27 protein-coding genes, 1 tRNA gene and 1 pseudogene are annotated in these 25161 nt (G+C 64.2%); 8 read left to right on the top strand and 21 right to left on the bottom strand.

All coding sequences use genetic code 11. The features are described from left to right. Nucleotides 1-29: 29 nt before the first annotated feature. The 6 genes and pseudogenes from yidD to A8G00_RS10110 all read right to left on the bottom strand — a co-directional run bounded on the left by yidD (nucleotide 30) and on the right by A8G00_RS10110 (nucleotide 6525). A complete protein-coding gene (yidD, locus tag A8G00_RS10135) occupies nucleotides 30-242 on the bottom strand; it encodes a membrane protein insertion efficiency factor YidD (protein WP_025551802.1) in 213 nt (70 codons plus the stop codon). Nucleotides 243-397: 155 nt separating this feature from the next. Then, nucleotides 398-742 (bottom strand): annotated as a pseudogene (rnpA, locus tag A8G00_RS10130) (ribonuclease P protein component); the annotation flags it as partial. A gap of 32 nt (nucleotides 743-774) precedes the next feature. After that, nucleotides 775-909, bottom strand: coding sequence for a 50S ribosomal protein L34 (gene rpmH / locus A8G00_RS10125; RefSeq protein ID WP_007683189.1), 135 nt, complete (start codon nucleotides 907-909; stop codon nucleotides 775-777). A gap of 334 nt (nucleotides 910-1243) precedes the next feature. Next, a complete protein-coding gene (locus tag A8G00_RS10120; RefSeq protein WP_025551798.1) occupies nucleotides 1244-2014 on the bottom strand; it encodes a DsbA family protein in 771 nt (256 codons plus the stop codon). Next, on the bottom strand, nucleotides 2011-3363 hold the full coding sequence (locus tag A8G00_RS10115; RefSeq protein WP_172451823.1) for a M48 family metalloprotease: 1353 nt from the start codon (nucleotides 3361-3363) through the stop codon (nucleotides 2011-2013). The genes A8G00_RS10120 and A8G00_RS10115 overlap by 4 nt, the downstream gene beginning before the upstream one ends. Before the next feature lie 456 nt (nucleotides 3364-3819). Then, on the bottom strand, nucleotides 3820-6525 hold the full coding sequence (locus tag A8G00_RS10110) for a ribonuclease E/G (protein WP_216365608.1): 2706 nt from the start codon (nucleotides 6523-6525) through the stop codon (nucleotides 3820-3822). A 491-nt stretch (nucleotides 6526-7016) separates the two neighbouring features. On the opposite strand from A8G00_RS10110, the gene A8G00_RS10105 reads away from it, so the two are divergent. After that, entirely contained in the window at nucleotides 7017-7976 is a 960-nt protein-coding gene (locus tag A8G00_RS10105) for an N-acetylmuramoyl-L-alanine amidase (RefSeq protein ID WP_103000572.1), read from the top strand. A 146-nt stretch (nucleotides 7977-8122) separates the two neighbouring features. Further along, complete coding sequence (locus A8G00_RS10100; protein ID WP_103000596.1) at nucleotides 8123-10660, top strand: penicillin-binding protein 1A; 2538 nt, start codon at nucleotides 8123-8125, stop codon at nucleotides 10658-10660. Between the two features lie 183 nt (nucleotides 10661-10843). On the opposite strand, the gene ald is transcribed toward A8G00_RS10100, so the two are convergent. After that, nucleotides 10844-11959, bottom strand: a complete 1116-nt coding sequence (gene ald, locus A8G00_RS10095; RefSeq protein WP_025551745.1) for an alanine dehydrogenase — start codon at nucleotides 11957-11959, stop codon at nucleotides 10844-10846. A 91-nt stretch (nucleotides 11960-12050) separates the two neighbouring features. Continuing rightward, a complete protein-coding gene (locus A8G00_RS10090) occupies nucleotides 12051-12980 on the bottom strand; it encodes a peptidylprolyl isomerase (protein WP_103000571.1) in 930 nt (309 codons plus the stop codon). 52 nt (nucleotides 12981-13032) lie between these two features. Here A8G00_RS10090 and A8G00_RS10085 point away from each other — a divergent pair. The 4 genes from A8G00_RS10085 (at nucleotide 13033) to A8G00_RS25610 (ending at nucleotide 14991) form a co-directional block, all read left to right on the top strand. Next, nucleotides 13033-13123 (top strand) — tRNA-Ser (locus A8G00_RS10085). 210 nt (nucleotides 13124-13333) lie between these two features. Then, nucleotides 13334-14554, top strand: a complete 1221-nt coding sequence (locus tag A8G00_RS10080) for a tyrosine-type recombinase/integrase (protein WP_367379446.1) — start codon at nucleotides 13334-13336, stop codon at nucleotides 14552-14554. 20 nt (nucleotides 14555-14574) lie between these two features. Further along, nucleotides 14575-14781 (top strand): hypothetical protein, encoded by a 207-nt coding sequence (locus A8G00_RS10075; RefSeq protein WP_103000570.1) that lies wholly within the window; start codon nucleotides 14575-14577, stop codon nucleotides 14779-14781. A gap of 3 nt (nucleotides 14782-14784) precedes the next feature. Beyond that, a complete protein-coding gene (locus A8G00_RS25610; protein WP_103000569.1) occupies nucleotides 14785-14991 on the top strand; it encodes a hypothetical protein in 207 nt (68 codons plus the stop codon). A gap of 127 nt (nucleotides 14992-15118) precedes the next feature. Here A8G00_RS25610 and A8G00_RS10065 read toward each other — a convergent pair whose 3' ends face one another. Next, on the bottom strand, nucleotides 15119-15850 hold the full coding sequence (locus tag A8G00_RS10065) for a Crp/Fnr family transcriptional regulator (protein ID WP_103000568.1): 732 nt from the start codon (nucleotides 15848-15850) through the stop codon (nucleotides 15119-15121). Nucleotides 15851-15861: 11 nt separating this feature from the next. Continuing rightward, the gene (locus tag A8G00_RS10060) at nucleotides 15862-16281 is read right to left on the bottom strand and encodes an HIRAN domain-containing protein (RefSeq protein ID WP_253257959.1); all 420 of its coding nucleotides are present in this window, start codon (nucleotides 16279-16281) and stop codon (nucleotides 15862-15864) included. A 93-nt stretch (nucleotides 16282-16374) separates the two neighbouring features. Between A8G00_RS10060 and A8G00_RS10055 the strand changes: the two genes are divergently transcribed. Further along, a complete protein-coding gene (locus A8G00_RS10055; RefSeq protein WP_253257958.1) occupies nucleotides 16375-16575 on the top strand; it encodes a type II toxin-antitoxin system HicA family toxin in 201 nt (66 codons plus the stop codon). 22 nt (nucleotides 16576-16597) lie between these two features. Further along, nucleotides 16598-16990, top strand: a complete 393-nt coding sequence (locus tag A8G00_RS10050) for a type II toxin-antitoxin system HicB family antitoxin (RefSeq protein WP_025547157.1) — start codon at nucleotides 16598-16600, stop codon at nucleotides 16988-16990. A gap of 46 nt (nucleotides 16991-17036) precedes the next feature. Here the strand turns inward: A8G00_RS10050 and A8G00_RS10045 are convergent, their stop codons facing one another. The 11 genes from A8G00_RS10045 to A8G00_RS25115 form a co-directional block, all read right to left on the bottom strand. After that, complete coding sequence (locus A8G00_RS10045) at nucleotides 17037-17291, bottom strand: hypothetical protein (RefSeq protein WP_025547155.1); 255 nt, start codon at nucleotides 17289-17291, stop codon at nucleotides 17037-17039. A 440-nt stretch (nucleotides 17292-17731) separates the two neighbouring features. Further along, entirely contained in the window at nucleotides 17732-18298 is a 567-nt protein-coding gene (locus A8G00_RS10040) for a hypothetical protein (RefSeq protein WP_103000565.1), read from the bottom strand. Further along, nucleotides 18295-18981 (bottom strand): N-acetylmuramidase family protein, encoded by a 687-nt coding sequence (locus tag A8G00_RS10035; RefSeq protein WP_103000593.1) that lies wholly within the window; start codon nucleotides 18979-18981, stop codon nucleotides 18295-18297. The genes A8G00_RS10040 and A8G00_RS10035 overlap by 4 nt, the downstream gene beginning before the upstream one ends. Nucleotides 18982-19132: 151 nt before the next feature. Continuing rightward, nucleotides 19133-19531: a hypothetical protein gene (locus A8G00_RS10030; protein ID WP_103000564.1), complete on the bottom strand. Its 399-nt coding sequence runs from the start codon at nucleotides 19529-19531 to the stop codon at nucleotides 19133-19135. After that, nucleotides 19519-20073 carry a hypothetical protein gene (locus tag A8G00_RS10025; protein ID WP_103000563.1) on the bottom strand — a complete coding sequence of 185 codons (555 nt, stop codon included), beginning with the start codon at nucleotides 20071-20073 and terminating at the stop codon, nucleotides 19519-19521. Before A8G00_RS10025 ends, A8G00_RS10030 begins: the two co-directional genes overlap by 13 nt. Nucleotides 20074-20110: 37 nt before the next feature. Beyond that, nucleotides 20111-20398 (bottom strand): hypothetical protein, encoded by a 288-nt coding sequence (locus A8G00_RS10020; protein ID WP_103000562.1) that lies wholly within the window; start codon nucleotides 20396-20398, stop codon nucleotides 20111-20113. Nucleotides 20399-20400: 2 nt separating this feature from the next. Further along, the gene (locus A8G00_RS10015) at nucleotides 20401-20904 is read right to left on the bottom strand and encodes a hypothetical protein (RefSeq protein WP_103000561.1); all 504 of its coding nucleotides are present in this window, start codon (nucleotides 20902-20904) and stop codon (nucleotides 20401-20403) included. Between the two features lie 25 nt (nucleotides 20905-20929). After that, nucleotides 20930-21253, bottom strand: a complete 324-nt coding sequence (locus A8G00_RS10010; protein ID WP_103000560.1) for a hypothetical protein — start codon at nucleotides 21251-21253, stop codon at nucleotides 20930-20932. Nucleotides 21254-21306: 53 nt separating this feature from the next. Beyond that, on the bottom strand, nucleotides 21307-22050 hold the full coding sequence (locus A8G00_RS10005; protein ID WP_172451822.1) for a hypothetical protein: 744 nt from the start codon (nucleotides 22048-22050) through the stop codon (nucleotides 21307-21309). Next, entirely contained in the window at nucleotides 21999-22289 is a 291-nt protein-coding gene (locus tag A8G00_RS10000; RefSeq protein WP_103000558.1) for a hypothetical protein, read from the bottom strand. Before A8G00_RS10000 ends, A8G00_RS10005 begins: the two co-directional genes overlap by 52 nt. Continuing rightward, the gene (locus tag A8G00_RS25115) at nucleotides 22289-24964 is read right to left on the bottom strand and encodes a hypothetical protein (protein WP_172451821.1); all 2676 of its coding nucleotides are present in this window, start codon (nucleotides 24962-24964) and stop codon (nucleotides 22289-22291) included. The genes A8G00_RS10000 and A8G00_RS25115 overlap by 1 nt, the downstream gene beginning before the upstream one ends. Between the last annotated feature and the right edge of the window lie 197 nt (nucleotides 24965-25161).

Here is a 25161-nt window from a genome sequence, read left to right as displayed (position 1 = left end):
GTCGGCTCCGCCGTATCTCGAAATTCGTATCAGGGGACCGGATCGTAACCCGAACCGCCCCATGGGTGGCATCGCATTAGCCGCTTCGTGGCCAGCCAGCTACCCTTCACCGCACCATATTTGCCGATCGCCTGAATCGCATATTCGGAACAGGAGGGCGCATAGCGGCAGGAAGGAGGCAAAATGCGCGAAGGCCCAAGCTGCCAGAAGCGCGCGATCAGGATGAAAAGGCGGGCGATCACGGCCTGTCCCTGCCATGTCTGCCCCTGTCATGTCTGCCCCTGCCATGTTCTTGCGAGGGCGGGAAGCCCGTTCCGCCGCTGCCTTCCGTCGCCACCTCGAATCCGGGTTCCTGCCTGCGCAGGGGCGCCTTATCTTTCGGAGGGGTAGGCCGCCCCTTCCTGCGCGGCGCCTCATCAACAGGCCGGCTCATCACCTTGCCCAGCGCCTTTTCCAGCTCCCGGCGAAGCAGGCCGAAGTCGCGCTCGATACCCTCGGCGCGCCCGATCAGCACATGATCCGCTCCGGCTATGCCATGCGCCGGCAACAGCTCCCGCGCCAGAACGCGAAAGCGGCGCTTCATCCGGTTGCGGATGACAGCGCCGCCAATCTTTTTCGTGACCGTGATGCCGTACCGCATCGCCGGATCGCCGTCGCCGCGTTCGCGCACCAACAGGACAAAGCCTGGCATGGGCGCGCGCCGCCCGCGATTCGCCGCCAGAAAATCAGCGCGCCGGGTCATGACCGCAGGCGCGCGCTCAAGCGGCGCGTCGTTCAGGCGCTCAGGCTCTTGCGGCCGCGTGCACGACGAGCGCGCAGCACGTTGCGGCCGCCGGGGGTCGCCATGCGAGCGCGGAAACCGTGACGGCGCTTCCGAACCAGATTGCTCGGCTGATAGGTGCGCTTCATCGTTCATTCCTCAAAAAACTAAAAGAATCGGGCGTGACAAAAAAGGGCCGCCGGGCGGGCGGCCGCATGTCAGGGGGCGTCCGATAGGCAAAAGGGAGAGGCGAGTCAATGGCGGAGGAGAAGGTCGTGATGGTTTCGAGCACGGTTGAGCGCGATGTCGGATTCCGGTCGAGCGCTGCCGTCCGTGGATCATCATACCGTGGGAACCTGGCTCTCATGAGCCGCCTGTCTCATTCGAGTGCTTCGCAGGAGCACGGTGCGCTTCATGGGGTGCGCTTCAAGGGACGCACTTCAAGGAAAGCGGAAGGTCAGCAAACCGCGAGGAAGCCGCCGCTTACTTCCCCCGCGCGGACGCCACCGCGGCCTTCAGGGCGTCATAGCCCACGGCCCCGTTCAGCACCTGACCCCCGATGACGAAGGTCGGCGTGCCGCTTGCCTGCAGTTTCTGCGCCAGCCCGATATTGGACTGGATCTCCGCATCATATTTGCCCCCGGCAATCGCCGCCTGCGCCGCCTTCGCGTCGATCCCGACCTTCGCCGCCGCCGCGAGGATCGTCTCATGCGTTACCTTGCCCGCTGCATAGAGCGCCCGGTGGAAGGGCATATACTGGTTCTTCTCCGCCGCCAGCAGCGACACCTTCGCGGCATCGATGCTCTCGTCGGACAGGATCGGCAGTTCGCGATAGACGACCTTCACCCTCTTGTCCTCACCCACCAGCCTGGCGAGATCGGGCAGCGACGCCCGGCAATAGCCGCAGGCATAGTCGAAAAATTCGACCACGGTCACATCGCCATTTGCGGCCCCTTCCCACGCGCCGGCATAGGGGGTCTCGATCGTCTTGCGACTGGCGTCGATCATGCCCGACATCCGCTTGGCCTGCAGCTTCTCGACCGCCTGCGGGATGATCTCGGGATGTTCCAGGATATAGTCGTGCACGATCTGCTCGATGGCGGCCTTGTCCCCGGCGTCGACGCGGCCCGTGCTCTGGGTGCCGAGCGCCGCGCCCGTCGCGGTGGCGGCGATGAAGGCGAAAACGCCAAGGGTCATCATGATGGTCCTGTTGGAAAGCGCTGCGCGAAAGCTGGGCCGCCTTTGATCTGTCATCGTTTCTTTCGCTTCTGCTCGACGGCTGCGCGGGAAACCATGGCGATATCCTGCGCGCGCAGATAGTCAACCGTGCCCGGCTTCAATCCCTGCATCGCGGCGTCGGCGCTGCGCAGCGCCATCTGGTCCTCGCCCATCATCGAATAGCGTTCCGCCGTCGCCAGCGCGGCGCGGGGCAGGTCGCCGCGATGTTCATAGACCACGCCCAACTGGTACCAGGCGAAGGGATTTTCCCGGTCCCGCGCAATGGCGTTGCGCAGCACCTTTTCCGCCTCCGCGAAATTCGCGTCATTTTCCGTCGCGATCAGCGCATGGCCCAGCAGCGTGGCGATCAGCGGCTGGTTGGTGAGCTGCACGGCCTCCCGCAGCGGCGGGATGGCGTCGGCGGGCTTGCCGCTTTCCAGCAGCACCTGCCCCTTCAGTTCCAGAAAATAGGGATCGTGCGGCGCGGCGGCCAGCAGGGCGTCGACCTCCGCGAGCGCCTTGTCCGGATAGGCGCTCTTGTGCCAGGCATAGGCGCGGGCATAATGCGCCGGCAGCGACTGGTCGCTTTCGGGATATTTGAGCAGGGTTTGGTTCGGTTCCGACACGAAGCCGACAAGCTTCGCCCTGATCCGTTCGAACCGCGCCTCCAGCTTCGGGTCCATCGGCTTGTCCCAGGCGGGATCGACCGTATAGACTTCCCGCAGCACATTGATGCGCTCGCCTGAAAGGGGGTGGGTGCGGCCGTAACTGTCGTCCTGCGGAATGGCGAGGCGATATTCCTGGTTCTGCAGCTTCTTGAAGAATTCCAGGCTGCCCTTGCCCGAAACCCCCGCCTTGCTGAGATAGCGCGCGCCGGCAAGGTCGGCGGAGCTTTCCTGCGCCCGCGAAAAGGCCAGGAACTTGCCCATCGCCGCCTGCTGCCCCATGCCCAATATGCCCATGCCCGCTTCCGCGCCGCCCGCCGCGATCGCCGCCGCGCCCAGCACCAGGCTGAGCAGGGTGATGCCGGTCGCCTCCTTCATCCCCTCCCCGTAACGGATGACATGGCCGCCCTCGATATGGCCGAGTTCATGCGCGACCACGCCCTGCACCTGGTTCACATTGTCGGCGGCCGCGATCAGCCCGCTATGCACCCAGACATATTGGCCGCCCGCCACGAAGGCGTTGATATTGGGATCGTTGATGACCAGCACCTGGACATTGCGCGGCTCCATGCCGGCCGCCTGGACCAGCGGCGCGGACATGTCGGCCATGAACGCCTCTGTCTCCGCGTCCCGCAGGATCTGCTGCGCCGCGGCCGGGCGCGACAAGAGGGCGAGCGATGCGGCGGCAATGGCCGCGAAACGAAGCCAGCGCGCGGTCATGCGAGGATGGTTCGGCATGCAGGGGCGGTGCGGGGCAGGGGAAGAGGCTCCATCGCTGACTGTCAATGCCGTCCAGGGGATGAACGGCAACTGAAAGGCGTTATGTAGCCCATAAAGCGGCAGGTCCAATAGGGGCTTTGGCGGGAAGCGGACACCCACTTTATCCCCCTCCCTCAAGGGAGAGGGCTGCGCAGACTTGGCAGCTTGCTGCCTAGTCGTAGCTGGGTGAGGGGGGTGCGATCCAAAGGATCGCGCGGGCCGCAGGCCCGCTCCCCTCTCATCCAGATCAGCCCCGGCTCCTTCGTCGCCAAAGCTTCCCATCTTCCTCCATGAAGAAAGAAGGTCCTGAAATAGCTGCAAAATCCCGCCGGGAACTTCAGTCTTCCGAAAATGAAAACGCCGCCGTCCGGCCGCCCGAAGCGGCAAGACAGCGGCGTCTTTCCATCGCCTGTCGGCTTACTGGCCGAAGGTGCGCTGCCACCAGCCGCGGCGCGGTGCGCCATCGTCACCTTCGTCTGCCGCTTCGGCTTCTCCGTTCACGATGAGCGTCTCCGCAGCCTCATCGGATGGAACGGCCTCGACGGGCGTTTCAACGGATGGCGCGGTCTCCGCGGCAACGGCTTCCTCGACCACCGGATCGGCCTTCTTGCGACGCGTGCGCTTGGGCTTGGCCGGCGCCTCTTCGGCGGCGGGCGCTGCCGGTGCAGCCTCGGCAGCAGGTGCTTCCTCCGCTACCGGATCGGCCTTCTTGCGGCGCGTGCGCTTGGGCTTGGCCGGCGCCTCTTCGGCGGCGGCGGCTTCCGGCACGGCTTCGACGGGCGTTTCCACGGGAGCTTCGACCGCAGCGGCTTCCACCGCTTCGGCGGCAGGCGCGGCGCTTTCCTTCGCCTTGCGTGCACGGGGGCGGCGGCGGGTCTTGGGCGCTTCTTCCTCGGCAGGGGCTTCGGGCGTTGCTTCCGCCACGGGCTCCTGAACGACTTCGGCCTCGACGGCTTCGACCGCTTCCTCGCTTGCAACCGAGCCTTCGCTCACCGCTTCCTCGCCGGCTTCGCGGCGGCGGCGTCCGCCCCGGCGGCCCCGACGACCGCGACGACGGCCTTCGCCCTCCGCTTCGGCGGCGGCTTCGGCCGGAACAGCCTCGGTCTCGCCCTCGATCTCGGCTTCCTCTTCGGCGCTGTCGGCGTCCTCGCCAGCCTCGCCTTGGGTCTCCGACTCGGCGCGATGCTCGTCGCGCTGACCGCCGCGACGGCGACGACGGCGGCGACGGCGACGGCCGCCTCCTTCCCGATCATCGCCGCGATCCTCGCCCCGCTCGGCGCGTTCCTCCTGCGCGGCGTCGACTTCCTCGATCTCTTCCTCGTCCAGTTCCTCGATGACGTCGAGATCGTCATCCTCTTCCGCGATCGGCGTATAGTCGACCACCCGCTCCGGACGCGGCCCGCTGGCCTCGACCGACATGCGCGCGCCTTCGACCTCGCCATCGGGCAGGATCGCGATGCGCACGCCATAGCGCTGCTCGATCTCGTCCAGCTCCCGGCGCTTGTTGTTGAGCACGTAGAAGGCCGCTTCCTGGCTCGCCCGCAGCGTGATCAGGCTGCCGCGACCGCGCGCCGCCTCCTCTTCCAGCATGCGCAGCGCGCTGAGGCCCGCCGACGAAGCGGTGCGGACCAGCCCCGTGCCTTCGCAATGTGGGCACTGGCGGGTCGATGCTTCCAGCACGCCGGTGCGCAGCCGCTGGCGGCTCATTTCCATGAGGCCGAAGCCGGAGATCCGGCCGACCTGGATGCGGGCGCGATCGTCCTTCAGCGCCTCCTTCATCGCCTTCTCGACCTTGCGGATGTTGGAGTTCATCTCCATGTCGATGAAGTCGATGACGACCAGGCCCGCCATGTCGCGCAGGCGCAACTGACGCGCAATCTCCCGCGCCGCTTCCAGATTGGTGGCGACAGCGGTCTGCTCGATGCCATGCTCGCGGGTCGACCGGCCCGAGTTGATGTCGATCGAAACCAGCGCCTCGGTCGGATTGATGACCAGATAGCCGCCGGACTTGAGCTGCACGACAGGATTGTACATCGCCGCGAGCTGGTCCTCGACGCTGGCCCGCTGGAACAGCGACACGGCGTCGGCATATTGCTTCACCCGGCGCGCATGGCTGGGCATCAGCAGCTTCATGAAGTCCTTGGCCGCCTTATAGCCATATTCGCCTTCGACGATGACCTCTTCAATATCCTTGTTGTAGATGTCGCGGATCGCCCGCTTGATGAGGTCGCTGTCATTGTGGATCAGCGCGGGCGCGTCCGACTTCAGCGTCTTCTCGCGGATTTCGTCCCACAGGCGCGCCAGATAGTCGAAGTCGCGCTTGATCTCCGGCTTGGTGCGCTGGAGGCCCGCGGTGCGGACGATGCAGCCCATGGTGGAGGGCAGGTTCATCTCCGCGATGATCGACTTCAGCCGCTTGCGGTCGGCGGCGTTGCTGATCTTGCGCGAAATCCCGCCGCCATGGCTGGTGTTCGGCATCAGCACGCAATAGCGGCCGGCAAGCGACAGGTAAGTGGTCAGCGCCGCGCCCTTGTTGCCGCGCTCCTCCTTGACGACCTGCACCAGCAGCACCTGGCGGCGCTTGATGACGTCCTGGATCTTGTAGCGGCGGCGCAGCGCCATGCGCTTGCGGCGCAGTTCGTCGGCGGCATCGTCGCCCTTGCCGCGGCGGCCGCGGCCCCTGCCGTTATCGCCGCCATTGCCGTTCTCGGCCGTTTCCTCGCCATGATCCTCATCGTCATGATGATGGGTGGCCTCGACGACTTCCAGCCCGCCGTCGGCGGCGACATCCTCGTCATCCTCGACCTCGGCGCGCAGCGCGGCCTCTTCCTCCGCATGGGCGCGTTCCTCGCGCAGCAGCGCTTCGCGGTCCTCGCGGGGGATCTGATAATAGTCGGGATGGATTTCGCTGAAAGCCAGGAAACCGTGCCGATTGCCGCCATAATCGACGAAGGCCGCTTGCAACGACGGTTCTACGCGAGTGACCTTGGCGAGGTAGATATTGCCCTTGAGCTGCTTGTGCTCGGCCGATTCGAAGTCGAACTCCTCGATCCGGTTACCTTTGACGACCGCGACCCGGGTTTCTTCCCGGTGGCGCGCATCGATCAGCATACGCATTGTCATTTATTGTTCTCCGGCGCTGGCGGCCGACGGCACTGGGCCGGGCTGCCGCGCGATAGTAAGGGGGCGGCGCGAGTTGCTGCATCGCCCGGTTTGGCATGGAAAATTGCGTGTCTGCTGCCGGGGCAGGGCCGGACCATGTGCCGGACACCACCAACCACGCCGCATCGCCCGGGATCGGGTTCAGCGTGGATTGGAAATCATGCCTCATGCAGCGTCAACCTGTTCGTGCATCGGTTCCGGGCGTTGCCGCCCGCCGGTGCCATCGTGAATATCCCCGAAAGAACGTCGCCCGAAAAGGCGCGTCTCCAAGGAATGTGAATGGGTAGCAGTCAAAATGGCAAGGAGCAACGGCTCCTGGAAATATTGTTTCGCGTCGCGCCACTTTGACCCGAATGGCGCCAGGCGGTTTATCGCCCCTTATGTGAAGATGGTGTTAAGCCTGCCGTTCGGCAATGCTTGGCGCATCATTCGGTTGTCGTTCGCCTGCGCGCGTGAAATTGCGCTGGACGGCGACGGGCCGCGCGGTGCACAAGCGGCGCATGCTCCAAAGTCTTGCGCTCGCAAGCATGATCCTTTCGGCCGTCCCCACTTCCGCCGACCCGCTCCATGGCGACCGGGCGAGCATGCGCTTCGACGCGCCCGCGCATATGGCGCCCCGTCCGGCGAAGCGCCTGCACAGCATCACCGTTCCCATCCCGCCGGTGGCGCGCGGCGTTTCCTTGCCCCCGGTGGAGGGGCCGCGCGATGCATCCCGCCCGCTGGTCGTGATCGATGCCGGCCATGGGGGCCATGATCCGGGCGCCGTGAACCGCGACAATGGCGAGCGCGAGAAGGACGTGACGCTCGCCATCGCGCTGGCGATCCGCGACCAACTGGCGCGCTCGGGCCGCGTCCGCGTCGCGCTGACCCGCAATGACGACCGGTTCCTGGTGCTGCAGGAGCGCTACGGCATCGCGCGCCAGCTCAATGCGGACCTGTTCATCTCCATCCACGCCGATTCGGCCGACGACGACCAGGCGCGCGGCGCGACCGTCTACACCTTGTCCGAAACCGCATCCGACCGCGAGGCGGCCCGGCTGGCGGCGCGAGAAAACAAGGCGGATATGTTGAACGGCGTCAATCTGGGTGGCCAGCCCAGCGATGTCTCTTCGATCCTCATCGACCTGACGCAGCGGGAATCGATGAACCTCTCGGTGGCCTTCGCCCGGCTGCTCCAGCGCGAGGCGGCGCCCTATGTGCCGTTTCGCGGCACGGCGCACCGCTTCGCTTCGCTGATGGTGCTGAAGGCGCCCGACACGCCGTCGGTGCTGTTCGAGGCCGGCTATCTCTCCAACAGCGCCGACGCGGCTTTCCTGGCGTCGAAGGCAGGCCAGGCCAACATCGCCAAAGGCGTCGCCCGCGCGATCGAAGTGCATTTCGCCCGCAGGCTGGCGGTCGGTAACGGCGGTTAGGCCCGTCCTTGCCGTCTTGCCGTCATGCTGAAACAGGTTCGGCAAGACGCTTGGGCAATCAGGACCGGGCCGCCAACGCAGTCCGGCCTCACATGGGCATTCCACTCTGGCGCTTCCCCCATTTTGACCTTACAGCCTCGACCATCATGGAAGAGGCACGCCCCAAATACGCCGCATCGTCCTTTGCTCAGCGCCTGCGCCGCGGCGCGAGCGGCTTTGGGGAACGCCTCCGGCCCCATTGGGACAAGCGCTGGTTCCGCTGGATCGCGATCGGTTTCGGCGGTCTCCTCCTCGCCTATGCGCTGTTCTGGCTGGTCTTCGCGCGCGGGCTGCCCGATGCGGCGACGCTGCTGGAATATGAACCGCCCCTGCCGACCATCGTGCGCGACACCAATGGACAGCCGGTCCACAGCTATGCCCGCGAACGGCGCGTGCAGCTTCAGTATAGCGACTATCCGCCGCTCCTCATCCGCGCCTATCTTTCGGCGGAGGACAAGACCTTCTTCGAGCATCATGGCGTCGACATCCCCGGCTTCATCGGCGCGGTTTTCGATTATGCGACCAAGATCGGGTCGGGCCAGCGCGCCCGCGGCGGCTCCACCATCACCCAGCAGGTGGCGAAGAACCTGCTGATCGGCGACGAATATTCCCCCACCCGCAAGGTGAAGGAAATGATCCTCGCCTATCGCATGGAGGGGGTGCTTTCGAAGCAGCAGATATTGGAACTCTACCTCAACCAGATATTCCTCGGCCGCAACGCCTATGGCGTGCAGGCGGCGGCGCGCGCCTATTTCGACAAGGATGTGGCCGACCTCAAGCTGCATGAGATGGCCTATCTGGCGATCCTGCCCAAGGGGCCCGCCAATTATCGCCCGGAAAGCCCGACCGGCCATGAACGCGCACTCGAACGCCGCAACTGGGCGCTGGGCGAAATGTACAAAAATGGCTGGATCACGGAGGCTCAGCGGAACGAGGCGCAGGCCCAGCCGCTCGGCACCGTGGCCGCGCACGGCTCCAGCTTCGACGCCCGCGCCGGCGGCTATTATATGGAGGAGGTGCGCCGCCGACTGATCCAGCTTTTCGGCGAGAAGGCGCAGGACGGCCCCAACAGCGTCTATGCGGGCGGCCTTTGGGTCCGCAGCCCCTATGATCCGAAGATACAGGATCTGACGACGACGGCGTTGCGCAACGGGCTGTTGCGCTTCGATGCGGGCAAGGGATGGTCCGGGCCGGTCGCCAGGATCGACATGGATCGCGGCTGGAAGCGCGAGCTGGCGGCGAGCTATATCGACGTGGACTATGCCGGATGGCGCGTCGCCGTGATCGTCAGCCGGGATTCCTCCGCGGCGCAGATCGGCTTTTCCGATGGATCGACCGGCACGCTGCCCGCAGGCGCCGCGCAACTGCCCTATCGCAAGACGGGCGGCCCGGCCTTCGCCGCGATGAAGCCCGGCGACCTGATCGTGGTGGCGCGCAACGGATCAAGCTGGGCGCTGCGCAACGTGCCCGAAGTCTCCGGCGGCATGGTGGTGGAGGAAACCCATTCAGGCCGCGTCCGCGCCATGCAGGGCGGCTTCGACAACCGTCTCTCCTCCTACAACCGAGCCACGCAGGCGATGCGCCAGCCGGGATCGACCATCAAGCCCTTCGTCTATGCCGCCGCGCTGGACAATGGCATGACCCCGGCCTCGATCATCGTCGACGGTCCCTTATGCGTCTATCAGGGCGCTGGCCTCGGCCAGAAATGCTTCCGCAACTTCACCGGGGGCAGCGCCGGGCCGCAGACCATGCGCTGGGGCGTCGAACAGTCGCGCAACCTGATGACCGTGCGCGCCGCCAGCCAGACCGGCATGGACCGTGTGGTGCGCACCATCAAGGCGATGGGGATCGGGGATTACCAGCCCTATCTCTCCTTCGCGCTGGGCGCGGGCGAAACCACGGTGGAGCGGATGGTGAACGCCTATGCCATGCTCGCCAATCAGGGACGGCAACTCAGCCCCAAGCTGATGGACTATGTGCAGGACCGGCGCGGCAAGGTGATCTGGCCGCTGCGCTGGCGCGCCTGCGACGGCTGCAACATGGCCAATTGGGATGGCAAGCCCATGCCCCGCTTCGGCTTCGAAGGGCGGCAGGTGATGAATCCCATGACCGCCTATCAGGTCGTGCACATCGCCGAAGGCGTGATCCAGCGCGGCACCGCCACCGTGCTGGCGGACCTCAAGCGCCCGCTGTTCGGCAAGACCGGCACCACCAACGGCCCGACCAATGTCTGGTTCGTCGGCGGATCGCCGGACATCGTCGCGGGCGTCTATATCGGCTATGACCAGCCGCGCAGCCTGGGCGGCTGGGCGCAGGGCGGCCGCGTCGCCGCGCCGATCTGGAAGGCAGCGATGACGCCGGTCCTCGAAACCATGCCCAAAACGCCCTTCATCGCGCCGGCCGGCATCCGCATGGTCACGATCGACCGCCGCTCGGGCAAGCGCGTCTATGGCGTCTGGCCGACCGACGAACCCAAGCCCGCCGTGATCTGGGAAGCGTTCAAGCCCGAATCCGAACCCCGCCGCTCGATCCGCAAGGAAGAGGTCGCCGCCCAGGACAAGGCCGCCGCCCGCATCGAAGCGACTGTCCAGCGCCGCCAGCGCACCGACAGCGACTTCCTGCAGGATCAGGGCGGGATTTACTGACAGGGCAGGGGGGTGGTCGCTGCCCTCCCTTTCCTTTGACCACGACATGCTGCCGCCAGGGCAGGAGCCGAGTCCTGCCGTCAGTGGAACGCCGCATCGCCTGAACCGGGCTCTCATGAGTGCCTTCGCAGGAGCGCTTTGTGCTTAATGCAGCCACTGTCGAACAGAGCGCCGCCTCAGCCCCTATCCGATCGCCTGTTCCGCCGGGATGTAGGGCAGTCCCAGCGCCTCCGCCACGGCCCGATAGGTGATCTGCCCGTTCCACACGTTCAGCCCGGCGAGCAGATGCGGGTCCGCCCGCAGCGCTTCGTTCCACCCCAGGTCGGCGATTCGCAGCGCATGGGGCAGGGTCACGTTGTTGAGCGCATAGGTGCTGGTCCGCGCCACGGCGCCGGGCATGTTGGCGACGCAATAATGAACGATGCCCTCGACGATATAGGTGGGGTCGTCATGGGTGGTGGGGTGGCTGGTCTCGAAGCAGCCGCCCTGGTCGATCGCCACGTCCACCAGCACCGCGCCCTTCTTCATGGTCTTCAGCATGTCCGCCGACACCAGCTTGGGCGCGGCGGCGCCGGGGATCAGAACCGCGCCGATCACCAGGTCCGCCTCCGCCACGCATTCGGCCAGATTGGCGCGGTTGGAAAAGCGCGTCTTCGCCCGCGCCTCGAAATGAATGCCCAGCCGCTCCAGCACTTCCGGGCTGCGGTCGAGGATGGTGACGTCCGCGCCCAGACCCGCCGCCATCTGCGCCGCGTTGAAGCCGACCACGCCGCCGCCGATCACAGCCACCTTCGCGGGCAACACGCCGGGCACGCCGCCCAGCAGCACGCCTCGCCCGCCATGCGCCTTTTCCAGCGCGGTCGCGCCGGCCTGGATCGCCATGCGTCCGGCAACCTGGCTCATGGGCTTCAGCAGCGGCAGCCCGCCATGAGCGTCCGTCACGGTTTCATAGGCGATGCCGATCGCCCCCGACGCCATCAACTCCCGCGCCTGGTCGGGATCGGGCGCCAGGTGAAGATAGGTGTAAAGGATCTGGCCGGGGCGCAGCAGGGCGCGCTCCTCCGGCTGGGGTTCCTTGACCTTCACGATCATCTCCGCCGTCGCGAAGATGCCGGCCGGATCGTCGACGATCTCCGCACCCGCGCGGGCGTAGAGGCCGTCATGCGCGCCGATCCCCTCCCCCGCGCCGCTTTCCACCAGCACGCGGTGGCCGTGGGCGGTCAGCTCATGCACGCTCTCCGGCGTCAGGCCGACGCGATATTCGTGATTCTTGATCTCCCTGACGGTGCCTACGATCATGACCATCTTCTCCATCCTTGCCGGCGAAGCTGTAATGTCCGTCAGATAGGCATCGTTCCGGCAATTTGCCCGTTGCGGCGGAATGGAGCGTTCAGGGCGCCTCCCGCACCGGCACCGGCGCGTTGCAGAGGTCGACGCCGCCTGCGGGCCGCTCGTAGAAATCGTCCTTCCGGTTCGCCCGCAGGCGAAGGTAATCGGCAAAGCTCCGCGAGCCGACGTCCATCACCTGATAGCGTGGCCGCTGCGATTCCGGCAGGTCGCTGGCGAGGCGGACGGAGAGGATCGGCAGGCGCTTCTCCCCCGCGGCATAGAAGCCGAGATCGCCGGAGCCGCGTGGCAGGCTGGCGAGCAGGTCCATGCCTTCGATCACCCGGCCGACGACCGCGATATTGCGGTCGAGCTGGCGCGGGGCCTGGCCGATCACGGCATAAAGCTCGGCGCCGGTTCCCGCGTCCGGGGAAAGGTTCCGCGCCACGCCGACCATGGCATAGCAATGGGGCAGCCAGGCCGACGCCTCGTCCATCGCGACCGGCCAGCCATTGATGAAGCCGGTGCGCGGGGCATAGGCGTCGGGATAGGGCAAGGGTGTCACGGGCGTCTTGAGGGCTGCGAGGGGGCGGGCATAATCCGCCCCGATGTCCGTGGCGACGCCGGAGGGCAGGGCTTTCTTCTCGGTCACATCGCCCCATTGGGCGACATAATTGTCCTGCACGCGGTAGACGCTTTCGCCATCCCACCAGCCCGCGCGGGCGAGTGCGCGGATATTGGCGACGTGGGCGGGTGCGAAATCGGGCGCGAGCTGGATGACGACGCGCTTGTCGCCCTCGACCGTCATGACCAGCAGCGTATCGGCCGCGATGGCCTGCCATGCGCTGGCGGGCGCCTGTGCGACGATGGCGGACGGGGTGGCTGGCGCATCGGCGGCAAGCGCCGGGGAAGGCAGGAAAAGCGCGGCCAGGAAAGCGGGGGAACGGATTTGCATGATGCAATCAAGCATGGGAGGGAAAGGAAAGTAAAGCATCCCCTTGCCTAGCGCGCCGACGCACGATAGGGAGCCGCCTCCAGTGCAATGCGGAGCGGTGGCCGAGTGGTCGAAGGCGCTCGCCTGGAAAGTGAGTATACGTCAAAAGCGTATCGAGGGTTCGAATCCCTCCCGCTCCGCCATTTTTGCCAGTCACTGGCCTTCATAGACCTTCATTTCCTTCGCATTTCTCCCGTTTTTGCGCTATGAACCTTCCCATAGGTTCCCATGCGGATGCCCCCAATCGCAAATGATCAGGGGGCACTTTGGGGGCATGGCAATGGAGAATGGGGGCATCGATGCTTACCGACGCTCAAGTCCGCAAAGCGCAGCCGCGTGAGAAGGACTATAAATTGGCCGACGAAAAAGGCCTGTACCTGTTCGTCACGACCAAGGGATTTAAAAGCTGGCGCTATAAATATCGTCACGCGGGCAAGGAGCATCGGCTGACGTTCGGCGCCTATCCGGAAGTCTCTTTGGCGACGGCGCGGGACAAGCGGGACGATGCCCGCCGTCAGCTTCGCGACCAGCAGAACCCCGCCATGGAACTGCGCAAGGCCAAGCTGGCGAGCATCGAGCGCGCTGGGCTGACCTTCGAAAAGCTGGCCCGTGCGTGGCATGAGAATGAGAAGTCTCGCTGGGCTGACGTCCACGCCTATGACGTCCTCAACAGCCTGGCGCGAGACGTCTTCCCGGAAATAGGCAAGATGCCGATCCACGACATCGACCCGCCGACGGTCCTCGCCACCCTGCGCAAGATCGAGCGGCGCGGCTCTATCGAGACCGCCCGCCGCGTCCGGCAGCGCATATCGGCGGTTTTCGTCTATGCCATTTCGGAGGGGGTTGCAGACAATGACCCGGCCGCGATCGTGGCCAAGGCGCTAAAGCCATTGCCGAAGAAGGGAAAGCAGCCGGCGCTGACCGACATAGAAGAATGTCGGCAGCTTATTGCCGATAGCGAGGCGTCTGGAGCGACGCCTGTCGTCAAGCTGGCATCGAGGCTCCTCGCCCTGACGTCCGTTCGGCCGGGAGTGATTCGCGGCATCGGCTGGGACGAGTTCGAAGGGCTCGAAGGCGAAGACCCGATATGGCGCATCCCGGCCGCGCGCATGAAGCTCGCGCTGCACAAGAAAGACGAGGACGCTTTCGAGCATATCGTGCCCCTGTCCCGGCAGGCCGTGGACGTGATCGTCCAGGCACGCAGGCTGACCGGCCGTTGCCCTCTGGTCTTCCCCTCGATTCGTCATAGCCACCAGCCGATGAGCGAGAACGCGATCGGCTATCTCTACAACCGCGTTGGCTACCATGGCCGCCATGTCCCTCACGGCTGGCGGGCGGCGTTCAGCACAATCATGAACGAGCGATATGATCGCCAATGGCGCGCTGCTGGCCATCAGGACGCCTCGCCCGATCGCGCCATCATCGACCTGATGCTATCGCACGTCCCGCAGAACAAGGTGGAGAGCGCCTACAACCGTGCCGCCTATATGGAGCGTCGGCGCGAGATCGCGCAGGAATGGGCCGACCTATTGATGGACGGGATCATGGATGCGAAAAACCTGCTCAGAGACTGAACAGGGGATGCGACTCGGCCATGGGCATCACTCAGGGCAAGATGACCGAGCAGGAGCGGTGGGCTACCGCCGCCCATCTTCTGGAAGCTCATGGTGACGACGTCGGCAACGTGGTCATTCGCCAGATCAGAGAGCTTATGGATCGCGGCGATCAGGCAAGCGCGAAGGACTGGATCGACATCTCATTCAAGGTTCAGATGCTCTATGGCCCGGAGGGGGATGCGTAGGCGATGCCGCTGACTGATTGGGAGCTATGGGCCTGCGCTCAGCAGGTCATAAAACAGTACGGGGCAAGAGCCCCCGTGCATGTCGCCGGCCGCATCGGGGAACTGGCCACGGCGGGCGATCTTGATGGCGTCCAAACATGGAAGGCCATAGCGGAGCGCGTCGACCAATTGATAGATTATCGGACCGGGCGACCGTTGAGCAAGCAATGAAGGAGCGATGGTTATGACCGAGGGCATGCAGACACGCGCGCCCGGCAATCGTCCCCACCGCCGGGTGACCTTCGATCACAACTCGGTGCTCATCCCCGTGGACACCGGGCATTCGCGAAGGGTCTGCTCACAGGGCGATCCTGGCGAGCCAATCTGGCCTGCTAATCCAGTGGCGATCCGACAGGCCAGCAAGACGGCGCAAGGCTTCAATGTCGTATAGCCGCAAGATCGATCCCCGCCGGTCGATAAGACCCTCTCCCTTCAATGCTCGCATCATCCGATTTACGTGCACAGTCGTTAGGCCAAGGGCATCACCTATATCGGTCTGCGTCAGTGGCCATTCGATCAATCCTTTCGGATGACCTAGCACAACCAAGCGATCATGGACGTGCAGAAGCAGCACCACGAGGCGGTTCATTGCAGGCATTCGGCCGACCGATGCGAGGCGCTCCATAAGGAAGACGCGCTCCTGCTGGGCACTGAGGAACAGACTTGCGGCCAGCGCGGGCGTTTCTTTGAATATGCGCCCAAGCGCGTTTAACGGCATCGCCCGTATCTTCACATCAGTCACGGCAATGAGAGTGTCTGCGGCGCTTTCCAGCGCAAGGCTCGGTGCGCCAAGCACATCACCGGGAATGTGTATTTTGACGATTTGACGCTCCCCATTTCTCAGGTCGACGCTGCTCGTCACCCAGCCGTCAGACAACAGATATATCTGTTCAACCGAATCGCCTTGCGCCCGGATGATGCTGCGACGCGGCAGCGCTCGCTCAGGTCCGCAGAGCCCTTTGAAAAAATCCAGATCTTCAGCGCTTGGTCCGGCAAATTCTGTGAGCCGGTGCACCGGTATCTCTGCCATGTCCCGCTCCGCTAGATGCCCCCGAAATCGTCCTCCGGCTCGCGCGGCGGCCAGTCATCATCGCCATAGCCGTCAGGATCAGGCGCAGGAGCCCGGCGCTCAACCGGCTTCTCGGCCGGCAGCACTGGCTCACTACCGTCGAACGTCACGCGGATCGCCGCGCCCCATGTCTCGGCGCTCTGGAAAATCGCGCGCACGGTTTGCAACTGCCCACCGAGCCACTGCGCATAGTCGGCAGGGATATAGCCGATCTGGATGCCGCGTGCGGAATAGACGCCGATCGCCCTGCTGTCGGCAGGGTTCTTTGGCTCGCGCCGAAGCTCGACAGGTTCACCGGGCAAGCACATCGCTATTTCGAAGCGCCGGCCGGGGCCGCGCTTGTTCGGGTAGTCTGCGCCCTTGACGGCGATGGACTGAGGCGGCCGGGCCATGACATAGAAATATGGTAAACCCTAAGAATCGCAAGCCGCATTGTTGCCGATGCGCAAAATATTGCGCAATTCCGCTTGCGCTGTGGTCCAATCGTGTGTATATATTTGCGCATGGAACGGGACAGCAAAAAGATCGTCAGGCGGCTTCTGGATGAGGGCTATGAGCAGGTTTCGGTGAAGGGCTCTCACCACAAATTCCGGAAGGGCGACCGGACGATCATCGTGCCCCACCCGAAGAAAGACCTGCCGCTGGGAACGGCGCGAAGTATAGCAAAGATGGCGGGGTGGCTGTGAGCCGCCCCGGAAAGGCAAAGTCATGAAATATTTTTACGCCATCGTTCACAAGGATGCGGACAGCGCCTTTGGTGTCAGCTTTCCCGATCTGCCGGGCTGCTTCTCGGCGGCCGACCGTCAGGAAGACGTACTCCCCAATGCGGTGGAGGCGCTGGAACTGTGGTTCGAAGATGCGGAGGAAGTCGATCCGCGCCCGGTCGATCAGGTGCGCGAAGCGGTGAAAGAGGATCTGGCGCAGGGCGCGTTCCTTCTTGCCGTTCCGCGCATCACGTCGGCCAACAAGCTCGCCCGCGTCAATCTGTCGCTGGATCGGGGCATGCTCGACGCCATCGATCAGGCGGCAGCGCTTCGGAAGCTGACCCGCAGTGCGTTCATGGCGGAGGCGGCCAGGAACGAAATCGAAGGCCGCCATTGATCCTCAGGAGCGGCCTCAGGAGTTCGAACTATGAAATGCCCCGGCGCTAACTCCGGCGTGTTTTGCTCAACGCGGGGGCGTCCATGGACATGACCGTTATCTCGAAAAGGTAGAGGCCGTTCTCATCCATGGCCGTGAGTTGCAAAACGCCCGCCTGCCAGAGAGACACAGCGCTGTCCCGCACCATGTCGCCCATGAAGCGGGCCGCCTCCATCCGCGCAGCGTCAAGGTCTGGGAGATCCAGCCAAGCATCATCGTTCTCAACGCCATCATCGATCTGGAAGCGAAATTTCGGCATCATCACTGAAAACGAGACGACGCCCTCTGTTTCGCAAAAGCTGACCAAAATTCCACGTATGTTAGCGTAGATATACCTGCTCCATAAACGTCGGCTAATCGGCATCTATGCTGACCGGAACTCGACCATTCATCATGCGTATTGGGGATACCTCGCCCCGGCTTCTAGCCACGCAAACCAACGGGGCGAGGCAACCCTCACCATCTCAGAAAAACGGCCCGGCAGCATCAGCCACCGGGCCAGGAGAAGGCTGAATTAAGAGCCTTCAGGTCGCACGAATTAATGTGCCCCGACCGGCTCTGATTCGGATTGGACAAATTGGACAGGGACGGAAAAACTGGGGGACGTTGCTTGAGGCAGGCAGGCACCCGTTGGGCGACCCCATGCTACGCCACGCACCACGGAGCCGCCCTCCGCCCCCTTTGGACAGAAGCGGCGGCATATCAAGGGTTAAGCTGTGAGCCAAGCCCTGTCGCCGGTTCCGGCTCCGCCTTCACCGCCGCCTGCTCTGCTGCCCATTCCCGAAGTTTGATCAGGTTCCACGCCTGCCGCTCGGCTGTCCGGAGCTTGGCAAGAAGTCCGTCACAACTGGCCCCTCCATAAGCTCGGCAGGTGGCTTCGCTGGCGATGGACATGGGGGCTGTTTCGGAACCGCTGAGATCGGTCCGGGCGGCAAGCGCTGCCCGCACGCGCTCATAGCGAGCATCAACAGCGGCATAATGAGCCTGAAGGTCATTGATCTTCCTTTCGGTGATGGCGGCCTGTTCGGCCTTGACGCGCTTCACATTCTCGGCCGCCTGGCGCAGCGCTTCGGCGCTGGCCGCGCGATAGTTGGCGACGGTCTGCTTGTGGGCCCACTGTTCGGCACTGAGGTCGGTCCGGGCCTTGTCCCGCTCGGCCGTCCGGACGTCGACCTTCATCGATGTCAGGGCGAGGGCGACCACCAGGCCGATGATGACGGGTGCCCACCAGAGGCGGCGGGCGACCTTCAATGCTGCGGTCCAGTTCATGCCGCCCTCCGCTTTGCATAGGCGGCGGCAAGCCGCTCATCATATTTGTTCTCGCGGTAGGCCGTGCCGTTGTACCCCTTCGCGAAAGCGGCCCAATCGCGGCGCTGGAGGGCACCGACCAGCCCCTTCCCCCTCACGAACCGGACGAAGGCGTCAAGCTGGTCGCCTTCGGTCCGGGACTGCCGCCACGCAAAGGACCAAGGGTCCGGCGCATCGCAGATGGCGAAGTTCTCGCCCAGGATCTGGAACGCGCCATAGCTGGCCGACATGAACCCCGCGTCGACGTCCAGCGCGACCATGTCCATCAGCATTTCCCAGCGCGCCGCCTGGCTGCCTGGATAGAGCTTCCGGTTCCATGTCCGGGACGAGATGCGCGGATGGGTCGCGTCATAGCGATGCCCGGTCGACCGGCTGAACCGATGCGGCTCCGGCAGGATCGTGGGCCGTCCGCCCATGAAGGCGTCCCCCGCAGCCTCGACGTCATAGATGGTCCAGATCGTCGCCGGCTCGACCTTGATGTCGCGGGCCGCCGCCGCGACGTCATCAGCGGTGATCTCGTAATCGGGACCGTCGGTCAGCGCCTTGAGGGTGGCCGCCCTGCTCAGCGGACCGAACTTCCCGTCGATCGCGCCTTGATAGACGCCCAACGAGAAGAGGCGGCGCTGGAGTTGCGCGTGATCCATGTCTTGCTCCCATGAAAAAGGGCGCTCGAAAGCGCCCGTCATGCTGTTGGTGTTTTCCCGGATATTCCTGCCCGCCGGATTGCCCTATTCAGGGTTTACTCCGCTCCGGCACGGTTGCCCCCCTTTAGCCCCTACCCGGAGCGGGGGACCATCATTTCTCCGGCGGCGCGGTGCCGCCGAACAGCACTTCCAGCGCCGCCTTAATGCGGTTGCCGACAATGCCCTTGGCCATGCCGATAACGCTCGCGCCGACGGCCGCTATGCCAATGCCGGTGATGCCAGCCTCAAGCATTTCCAGCTTGTGAGCTTGAACCAAGAGCACGGTCACCAGCAGACAGAGGGCCGTGATGGCGAGATCCAGCGTCCACTGCGCCCGGCCCTTCGCCTGAAGTCCAATGACTACCCGCGTGATGATGACGGCGCAGATGCACACCACCATGGGCGCCGCTGCGAAAGGCTCGCCGGCAATCCACCAGATGACGGGCTCGCGCGAAAAAACAGTTCCGGTCACCGCCGCACCTGCCCCCCATAAAATTCTCACCGAAGACATACCGCCGCCATGGCAGCGACGAAGCTGAGCACGATGATCGCCCCGGCCCTCATCAGGTCCGGCCAGCGCGACCACATGTCCACCGGCAGCGGCGCCTTGCGCAACTGATGTTCGATGCCGGGCTCCCCAAGGATGACGATCGCCATCCAAAGGAACCCGCACCCCACTGCAATCGGGTCAATCCAGCGCTTCGCCATCAATATCCGGGCGGTGGTCGTCGGATCATGGGGGTTCCATCCCCATAGTTCCATGGCCGCAGCCCCACAGCGCAGCGTAAGCCCCAGGCCAGCCAACATTGCGATTGCCCGATACAGCGTCACCGGATCGAGCGGGTGATCATGGAGGCGCTGAATCCAAATGCGATTGGCCTGCTTCCCTGCCATCATGGCGCCGAGGAAAGTCGCGGCGGTCATGATGAACAGGTTGAACAGGAACAGGGAAGGGTCTTCGTTGAAGCTGGGCGGGGCAATAGTCCCCGGCCCGGCTCGCACGGCTTCGGCGGCAACGCTCTGCGCGGCGTTGGCGATGATATGGGAGAGCATGACGCCTCCTGTTACAGTGGATCGGTAAGCGGGCGCGTCAGCCCTGCCCGGCGGCAAGCTGGGCGGCGAGCAGCAGGCCCTGCACCACGTCGCGATGGGTATCGATCGACGTCGCGATATTGCCGGTCGCGTTGCGCAGCTTCGCGTCACCAGCGCGCTCCGCGTACAGCTTGAGCTTGGTGACAAGGGTCTTGACCTCTTCGGTGTTCAGAAGGTCGAGAATGGTCGAGGCTTCGACGGCGGCGGCTTTCGCCAATGCCGTGGCCATCTGGGCGCGGCCTTCCGGGGTGGCGGCCAGGGCTTCGAGATCAGTCGTATCGGGCATGATTAGGCTCCTTCAGAGATAGGGGCGATGGGTTCGGGCAGAGAGGCGGCGGGCGCTGGCGCGGCCGGATCAACGCCGTCCATTTCGTCCAGCGTGTCAGCGACATTGAAGACCATGCGCTTGCCGCGCATGTCGAGGAACAGCTTGGCCTTGATGCCGTTGGGATCGTCCACGATCTCGCGGCGGCCGACGATCATGTCGCGCGGGATGAACAGGCGGCCCTCGTTGAACGGGGCAGCCATCACCGGCTGTCCGGTCCGGGTGTCGACGCCGATCTGCGTGCCTTCGACCAGGCGGACTTCGATCGGATTGATCATGGCCATGTTGTCGATCACGGCTTTCTTCACGAAGCCGTACTGGTCGCTCAGGGCTTCGAACTGCATGCCGGTGCCCATGTCGAAAATGATGGCGCTGGGCTGGACATGATCGCAGGGCTTGAACACCGCGAGGATCGAGGACGCGATAATTTCCAGCCGCTCGCCGGCGGCCGTCTTCAGATGCAGCATGGTTGTCTCCTTGGGGAAAGGTGCGTCAGCAGCCGAAATTGCGGTCGTACACCACGCCGCGGTCGCTCAGGTTGATGCGCGTCCCGGCATTCACAGGGCCAGTTCCAATCCTGAGGCTGGGGTCTCTCGCGACAAAGACCGGATCGGGCCTGCCAGCCTTCCGGGCTTCCCGGACAAGCTTGTAGATGAAGCGGTCGATATTCTCCCGCTTGCGGGTCTCAGCCAGGGTGCCGCCGCAGGTGCCGCGATAGTCGATCACGATCACCTGAGGCTTGTCGGCTTCGGTCTGGGCCAAGGCAGGCGAAAGGGCAGCCGCCAGCAAGGCAGCCGCGATAAATGCGCGTCGCATAATATTCTCCTTCGGTTTTGGAAGTCGGCCCTCAGGGCGGACAGGTGGCGCCGTCAGTAATTGGTGACGTCGAAAACAATGCTCCGGGGTGACCCGTAGGTAGAGTTTCCCGGATTGGTCGCGTTGCCGAAGCGACGATAATTGGACTGGAGCGACTGGACCGTCCCGGCGGCGTCGTCGATCGATATGCGGGTATTGTAATAGTTCACGGTATAGCGCGTGGGACTTCCGACGTTCCCCGTGTCATTGACCGCGATCCGCTGATGATACGTCGGCATAAGAGCAGCGTAACGCCGGGCTGGACTGCCGGTGAAGCCGTTGCCCGAACCGCTGCCGGTCTTGCCCACGATGCGGGCTGGCTGCATCGAAAGAGCGAAGATCAGATTGCCGCTCGGGTCCCATGACTCCATCCGCGCCGTGCCGGCAGCGCCCGGCACAGGTGCGGTGGTGTCGAACAGATACATCGTGACGGTGGCACCGATACCCGCGCTTACCAGCACCTCCGTCGTCCAGTTATTGCCCCCGGTGTTCACCGTGGCCGTGACGGTGAAGCCGCCCGAAGAGACCCGGAAAGCGGGCATCGGATTGGTCGCCGTGTAGGAAAAGGTCGCTTTGCTCAGTGAGCCGACCGCCTGGCTGCCATATCCCGCATCGACCGTCGTCTGCGTGGCCTTGAGCGTCAGGCGCGGGTGAGGAAAGCGGCTGGAATACTGGACCTTCCCATTCGCATTGTAGCTTTCGAACATCACCAGAACCCATAGTAGATGAACCCGGTCCAAGGGTTCCCGGCTGGCCACGGGTTGCTCCAGCTCACGCCGCTGGAGGTCACCACTATCTCAGGACCGACGCCGCCCCCGTTGGTGCTCATGAACCAGCCATCCAGATCGGTCGCATTGGCAAGGTTCCCATCCGAGATGCTGCCGGACGGATTTGAGGAAGAAGAGACGGAGATCGCGCCAAGATACTTGAACACGAAGTCGTCCGGGCCGGTGACGACATTGCCTGCGGCGTCGTAAAACTCGAATCCGGACGGCACTACCAGACTCCCCAGCGCGCCCGCAGCACTCCGCTGCCGTCGTAAGCCCGCCAATTGCCGACGCTGTATTCGGTCCGAACTCCGCCGCCTGGCTTGACGATTGCGAAGTAGTCGGCGTTGATGATGAAGCTGCCCGTGGCCCCGTTGTTGAGCTGCTGAAAGCCGGTGATGTAGTTGTTGACGTCCAGCGTCACGCCGTACTTCGCGAGGACGCCGTTCACCGAGGACTGGATGGTCTCGATGGACGCGCGGTCGCCGGACGGCGTGTAGGCAGACGGACCGACATAGTTGGCGTCCACCTCGCGCAGCATGGGGCGGCAAATCCACATGTAGCTGTCCAGCGAAGTGTTCGTGCCGCTCTTGTAGGCAACGCATACGGCGAAGGCGGCATTGGATGGTGCCTGCCCCTTGATGTAGCGGTTCGTCCAGTTGTTGATGTTCGTGCCGCCGGTTCCTACCGCTATGTAACCTGCGTCGGAAACCGAGATGTAATTGTTGCTGGCGTCGTACCACTCGATCTTGACGCCAGCGGTGGCGCGGTGGCAGGCTTGGATCAGCTCGAACGAGTACCACTTGCTGCCCTGCACGGGGACACGCTGGCAATGAAGCTGGCCCCAATCGCCGCTGTTACCGTTCGTCTGCCGAAGGCCCCAGGTGTGCTCGCCCCAGCCGTTCCCAAAGTTACCACCGGGGCGCCAGTCGTTACCGGCAAGGTCACGGGCCGGACCCTCCGTGTAGGAGCCGGGGAACGGCGAGTACCAGTCCCACCCTGCGGGCCAGCCGGCTGCCGCGAAGCTGCTGTTAGGCAGCAAGTTGCCCGATCCCGTTGTGACCTTCTGTTTCAGCGTCGCCACGTCGCCCTGCGCCGTCGACATGGCAGACTGTAGCGTGGTGATGCTGCTACCCTGCGTGTTCACCGTCGTCGTCAGCGTGGCAAGCGAACTGGTCGCGGTGTTGGCGACGGTGTAGACCGACTTGATCGACGCCTCGGACGAGAAGGGCGTGGCGATGGTGCCGAGCTCCAACTTGACCTGCCGCATGTCGATCTCGGCCATGGTGCCGCTGAGCTTGTTGAAATAGAGGACGAAGCGCGCCAACACGGTGCCTGCGGGAGCCGTGCCAGTAGTCTTTATTGCTGCCCTGTTGACTCCATCATTGCGGAACCCCAAGCCCGCCCCGGTAATGCTAGGCCCATCCAGCGAAGAGATGATGGCGTTGCTGGAGTTCAGCCACTGAATTTGCCAGTTGAGCGAGTAGGTTCCCGACGTCATGTACACGTTCGGATCGCAGGTGATCGTGTAGACTCCTCCGGCGGTAATGCCAGAGACGTCCTTGAACATGTAGGCGGTGCCGGTGAAGTCACCCTGCCGGTAGGCGTAGGTGCCCCAGGTTCCGTTGTTCGCGATGTTCCAGCCGCTGACGTTCGACACCCACCCCGTCAGCCCGTTCTCGAAGCCTCCGTTGTCCATCAGGTTGGGGCTGCTGCTGGCGTTCAGCGTATTCGTCAGCGTCGCGATGTTGCCGTTGGCCGTCGTCATCGCCGTCTGAAGGCTGCTGATGGACGAACCCTGAGAGGAGACCGTGCTCGACACCGTGGCGAAGCTGGTGTTGAGGTCGGAGTAGGCCTGGAACATCTGCACGGCAGAGGCCTCACCGGAGTAAGGCGTGGCGATGCTCCCCTTCTCCAGTTTGGCCTGGCGCCAGTTCATCTCGCTGATGGTGACGCCGGACGGTGCGGAGACAACCAAGCGGACGGCCACCGCCGTGGTGTTGGCAGGAGCAGTCCCGGTGACCTTGAACAGGGCCCTCGACGCGCCAGTGTCGTCAAAGGCAATCGAGTGCGTGCCAACAGCCCGATTAGGTCCATCGGTATACGCAAGGCCGCTGGAGGTCGTCCACATGAGTTGGATGTAGGCGACCGCCCCCGCTGCATTGGCCAGGATGTCAGCGTCGGCTGCGGCCGTGAAAACGACTCCGGCCTGACAGGGAACAGCGGTTGACCTAAGAATGCCGTATGTGCCGGCGCCACCTGCCCATGCGGTGGTATTGCGCGCATAGCGGCCCCATGCCCAGATGGTGGAGAACCACCCTCCAGTAGCCGTGCCCTCCGGCGTCCAGCCAAGGATCTGATTTTCGAAGCCCCCATTCTGCAACAGATTGGGGTTGCTCGACGCCGTGACCGTATTCGTCAGGGACGACAGGCCGGACGTCAACGTGCTGATCGAGGTCGCCTGGGAACTGACCGTGCCGTTCAGTGTCGAGACGGTGGACGTCAGCGACGCCACTTGCCCGGAAGCGCTGTAGGCGGTCGTGTACGCGGTGAAGGCAGAGGCGTCGGCGCTGTACGAGGTCGCCTTGTCGCCCAGCTCCAGCTTCATGCGCCGGACCGCAGCGACGGTCAGCCCCATCACACCCGAGACGACGAACCGGCACGCGACCTTGGTTGTGCCTGCCGGCGCGGTGGCGGTGCACTTGTAGAGCTTGCGGTTCGTGTCGGCCGTCGAAAAGTCTGTGCCCGCTGGCGCGTTCGTTTGCGGCGCGTCCAGCAGAATGGTGTTCGCGTCGTTCATGAAGATCATGTCGACGTACACGACACCGCTGGAGGCTGTCAGCAACAGGTCGGCGGCGAGCGTGTATGTCGACCCGGCCAGGGCGGGCACCGTCTTTTGCAGCACGAAGGTGCCGGACGCGGGCGCGATCCGATAGACGAAGACGCCGTGCGTTGGGCTGGTGCCTACGGTCCAGCCGGTTGTCCGCCGTCAGCGCCAATGGCACAGATTGAGGTTGTGATTTAAGGAGGATTTGGGCTTCGTCGTAGTGACGAAGGAACGAAGATGAAGCCCAAATCCTCCTTGAAAAAATCGGCGCCGAA

Origin of the sequence: Sphingobium sp. SA916, from assembly GCF_002894065.1 — a bacterium.
Classification (GTDB): Bacteria; Pseudomonadota; Alphaproteobacteria; order Sphingomonadales; family Sphingomonadaceae; genus Sphingobium; species Sphingobium fuliginis.
The sequence above is the reverse complement of the archived record's forward strand: the minus strand, read 5'-3'. Positions and strand labels throughout refer to the sequence as shown.

Bases quoted from the DNA above. Each gene is read 5' to 3' on its own strand.
- rpmH (WP_007683189.1), bottom strand. From the start codon at position 909: ATGAAGCGCACCTATCAGCCGAGCAATCTGGTTCGGAAGCGCCGTCAC.
- A8G00_RS10120 (WP_025551798.1), bottom strand. From the start codon at position 2,014: ATGACAGATCAAAGGCGGCCCAGCTTTCGCGCAGCGCTTTCCAACAGG.
- A8G00_RS10115 (WP_172451823.1), bottom strand. From the start codon at position 3,363: ATGACCGCGCGCTGGCTTCGTTTCGCGGCCATTGCCGCCGCATCGCTC.
- A8G00_RS10110 (WP_216365608.1), bottom strand. From the start codon at position 6,525: ATGACAATGCGTATGCTGATCGATGCGCGCCACCGGGAAGAAACCCGG.
- A8G00_RS10100 (WP_103000596.1), top strand. From the start codon at position 8,123: ATGGAAGAGGCACGCCCCAAATACGCCGCATCGTCCTTTGCTCAGCGC.
- ald (WP_025551745.1), bottom strand. From the start codon at position 11,959: ATGATCGTAGGCACCGTCAGGGAGATCAAGAATCACGAATATCGCGTC.
- A8G00_RS10090 (WP_103000571.1), bottom strand. From the start codon at position 12,980: ATGCTTTACTTTCCTTTCCCTCCCATGCTTGATTGCATCATGCAAATC.
- A8G00_RS10075 (WP_103000570.1), top strand. From the start codon at position 14,575: ATGGGCATCACTCAGGGCAAGATGACCGAGCAGGAGCGGTGGGCTACC.
- A8G00_RS25610 (WP_103000569.1), top strand. From the start codon at position 14,785: ATGCCGCTGACTGATTGGGAGCTATGGGCCTGCGCTCAGCAGGTCATA.
- A8G00_RS10065 (WP_103000568.1), bottom strand. From the start codon at position 15,850: ATGGCAGAGATACCGGTGCACCGGCTCACAGAATTTGCCGGACCAAGC.
- A8G00_RS10060 (WP_253257959.1), bottom strand. From the start codon at position 16,281: ATGGCCCGGCCGCCTCAGTCCATCGCCGTCAAGGGCGCAGACTACCCG.
- A8G00_RS10050 (WP_025547157.1), top strand. From the start codon at position 16,598: ATGAAATATTTTTACGCCATCGTTCACAAGGATGCGGACAGCGCCTTT.
- A8G00_RS10045 (WP_025547155.1), bottom strand. From the start codon at position 17,291: ATGATGCCGAAATTTCGCTTCCAGATCGATGATGGCGTTGAGAACGAT.
- A8G00_RS10040 (WP_103000565.1), bottom strand. From the start codon at position 18,298: ATGAACTGGACCGCAGCATTGAAGGTCGCCCGCCGCCTCTGGTGGGCA.
- A8G00_RS10035 (WP_103000593.1), bottom strand. From the start codon at position 18,981: ATGGATCACGCGCAACTCCAGCGCCGCCTCTTCTCGTTGGGCGTCTAT.
- A8G00_RS10030 (WP_103000564.1), bottom strand. From the start codon at position 19,531: ATGTCTTCGGTGAGAATTTTATGGGGGGCAGGTGCGGCGGTGACCGGA.
- A8G00_RS10025 (WP_103000563.1), bottom strand. From the start codon at position 20,073: ATGCTCTCCCATATCATCGCCAACGCCGCGCAGAGCGTTGCCGCCGAA.
- A8G00_RS10020 (WP_103000562.1), bottom strand. From the start codon at position 20,398: ATGCCCGATACGACTGATCTCGAAGCCCTGGCCGCCACCCCGGAAGGC.
- A8G00_RS10015 (WP_103000561.1), bottom strand. From the start codon at position 20,904: ATGCTGCATCTGAAGACGGCCGCCGGCGAGCGGCTGGAAATTATCGCG.
- A8G00_RS10010 (WP_103000560.1), bottom strand. From the start codon at position 21,253: ATGCGACGCGCATTTATCGCGGCTGCCTTGCTGGCGGCTGCCCTTTCG.